General features: G+C 40.3%; 3 protein-coding genes and 2 pseudogenes. 2 read left to right on the top strand and 3 right to left on the bottom strand.

Translation table 11 applies throughout. The annotated features are described in order from the left end of the window. A pseudogene (locus JGK36_RS00090) lies at nt 1–391 on the top strand (IS1634 family transposase); the annotation flags it as partial. 650 nt (nt 392–1041) lie between these two features. On the opposite strand, the gene JGK36_RS00085 reads toward JGK36_RS00090, so the two are convergent. From JGK36_RS00085 to JGK36_RS00075, 3 genes and pseudogenes are all read right to left on the bottom strand, one after another. Next, complete coding sequence (locus tag JGK36_RS00085) at nt 1042–1431, bottom strand: hypothetical protein (RefSeq protein WP_293187210.1); 390 nt, start codon at nt 1429–1431, stop codon at nt 1042–1044. Continuing rightward, nucleotides 1424–1768, bottom strand: a complete 345-nt coding sequence (locus JGK36_RS00080) for a hypothetical protein (protein WP_293200727.1) — start codon at nt 1766–1768, stop codon at nt 1424–1426. The genes JGK36_RS00085 and JGK36_RS00080 overlap by 8 nt, the downstream gene beginning before the upstream one ends. Before the next feature lie 316 nt (nt 1769–2084). Continuing rightward, nucleotides 2085–2276, bottom strand: a pseudogene (locus JGK36_RS00075) (ISAs1 family transposase); the annotation flags it as partial. Between the two features lie 77 nt (nt 2277–2353). Here JGK36_RS00075 and JGK36_RS00070 point away from each other — a divergent pair. Further along, nucleotides 2354–2707 (top strand): IS1 family transposase (locus JGK36_RS00070; RefSeq protein ID WP_293200725.1); only part of this gene is annotated, 354 nt, incomplete at its 3' end.

Genomic DNA, 2707 nt, shown 5'->3' with positions numbered 1-2707 from the left:
AAATATTAGAAGAATACAAAGAGCAACAAAGTAACGAAAGAGGATTTAGATTCTTGAAAGACCCATTATTTTTCACATCAAGCGTATTCGTAAAGAAACCAGAAAGAGTAGAAGCAATTGCTATGATAATGGGACTATCTTTGCTAGTGTATAACTTAGCGCAAAGGAAGTTAAGGCAAGAATTAGAATCAGCAGATGCCAGCATCAGAAACCAGGTCAAGAAATTGACAAATAAACCGACAATGCGGTGGGTATTTCAGATGTTTCAAGCCGTACATTTAGTCAATCTAGATGGAGCGAAGTGAGCAACTTAACACAGGAACGCCGAGATATATTGAATTACTTAGGAAAGGTTTGCGGTCGATATTATTTAATAGTTGAAGATGGATAAATACAAAGACAAGCCGGAGAATATTATTGAAGAAATCTAAATAATTAGCAAGGCAACAATCATGTTGCTTATTAGGAAATATCTCTTAATTTAAATTCATTGTATATAGCCAAAATTTGATGATAATAATACCAAAATTAGAAAAGGTAGGCAAAAATATTTTTCATACGATGAATTTATGAAAATCCTTAGTCATCAAAACCAGAAGTGCGGAATGTGGGTTACATCGTTTGTCTAGAATGACTGTAGTTTAGACTAAAAAATGAGCGCAGCTAAAAGTAGCCACCTTTGAATCTCAGGCAAGCTGTTGCTAAAAAACTCAAAAAGTAGAAGATTAAATAGCTAACCTTGAAGACTTTTTGCGTCGAGAAACCCGTTTTTTAACGGTAGGATAGCATGGTGCCTTAGTTCGTACCCTTCCTTTTTCCCAGCCGGGGGATTTTCCCCTATGTTTAGGGATTTTTGTGGGAGTACCAATGTCAACTAAAAGCGAAAACATTGATTCGGCAACACGTCCAGGGGTTAAATTGATAGTAGCAGATTGCCAAGGTAAGACATTCTCAACCACTAAATCCCTAGCTAGCCAGAGTTGCCAACTCATCAACGGCATTAAATCACTCCAACGTTCAGATTGTTCAGGAGTTCTCAAGTTAGGCAATGTCCAATGCAATCTTTGCTTCGCAAATCGATACCAATGATCGACTCCAAAGCGTCGTAAATATTTGAACCAAACAGTTTCGCTTGGGTAGAGTTCGTTCTCCAACCCAAGCCAACCATAAGGGTGGAAATGGCTGACCATTTGACATGGGCTTCATTCTTTCCACCAGGATTAAATTGACTTTTTGTCCAGGGGCGCGATAAAAATGCAAGTCAATCCATTGTCTGACTCGGACTTTTCCCAAATCTGGATGTTCGTCAATTTCAATCTCTGTATCCGCTTGGAGCCATGTGGTTGGGTCATTGAGTCTCATTTTTTGCCCATGTTTGGGTGGTCTACCGCGACCACTATAGGCTGGTGGTGCTGACCACTCTTCAGGCATTCTTTCGGACTCTCATTAAACAATCAGCTTGAATGGAAGCTTGCTTTAGCGCTAGCACCCAACTTGCATTGCCATATTCTCGGTCTAAGACTGCTAATACTGGATTGATGCTTTGTTCACAGACAAGTTTAAGTTGGGAAGCTGCTTGAAGTATGGGTGAAGACCCACTACTTATTCTTTCATGGAGCAGGGGTAATGCCCAACTTCCGATCGCTTCAGGTATCCACGCAATTGTACTGTACCCCTGTCCCACAATGCAGCCGCTCTGATAGATTGCTACTAATATATGTTCCGTTGGGGCTGCTTCTTTCTGTAATTGCTCTAGATACAGCAGCATCAGTTTTTTTCGGTCTGGTCTACAGTCTTGTAATGCTTCATAGATGCGCTTGCCATTGACGCTTGAATAATGGATTGAGTGAAAATTCCGCTAAACATGACGCATTTCTGGTGGTCATCACTGAATCCATCAGCTCGAATGTTGCATACGAGAGCTTGCACCAATAATTCATATGCTGCTTGACGAAAGTCCTTTAATCGTTCACTGTTCATTTAAGGAGTGGATAGGTTTTCTTTTTCACCCTCATTCTCTCCTGGCGCGGTGGCTCTAGTTCTTCTTTTGCCACCGTTCTCATCTTTGGTTAGTCTAAACTACAGTAAGAATGGCGAAGAGTTTTGCCATCAATTGCGATCACCTCTCCTGGATTAAAGCAACTAATAGATTGAATCCAACTCAAAAAATATTTCTGAAATTGCTCCGGCTTGAGACGAGAAAATACTCTCGCAATTGTGTCGTGTGAGGGTATGCCATTCGGTAATTATAAAATTTTCTTTAACCATTCGTATTTAGGTAGTGCCCTGAAGGAAAGGATCGAAGCAAGCTATAATCAGAGAAGTGTTTGCCAAGTGTTTGCCATAGCGTGATATGACATTAGAAATTAATTGTTGCCCTAATTGTGGCTCAAAAGAAGTTAGTCGGAACGGTAAAACTCGGCATCATAAACAAAATTATAAATGCCGAAAATGTGGTCGTCAATTTGTTTTAAATCCTGCCTGGAAGCCTATTACAGAAGAACAAAAAGAGTTAATGTCACGGATGCTACTTGAACGTATTTCTCAGGCAGGAATTGCTCGGGTACTTCAAGTGTCAGAAGATACAGTGCAGCGATACGTTAATAGTCAAGCGGCTGCTGTTAAGAAGCAAGTGGAAGTGACTCCCAAAGAAAAAAAGCGCTTGAATGTTCAGATGGATGAGTTATGGTCATTCGTTGATAGTAAA

This window comes from Microcoleus sp. PH2017_35_SFW_U_B (assembly GCF_020737865.1).
GTDB lineage: Bacteria > Cyanobacteriota > Cyanobacteriia > Cyanobacteriales > Microcoleaceae > Microcoleus.
Note: the sequence above shows the minus strand (reverse complement) of the source record. Positions and strands in the feature narration are given on the sequence as shown.

Excerpts from the sequence above, each read along its gene's own strand:
- JGK36_RS00080 (WP_293200727.1), bottom strand. The coding sequence starts at position 1,768 with ATGCTGCTGTATCTAGAGCAATTACAGAAAGAAGCAGCCCCAACGGAA.
- JGK36_RS00085 (WP_293187210.1), bottom strand. The coding sequence starts at position 1,431 with ATGCCTGAAGAGTGGTCAGCACCACCAGCCTATAGTGGTCGCGGTAGA.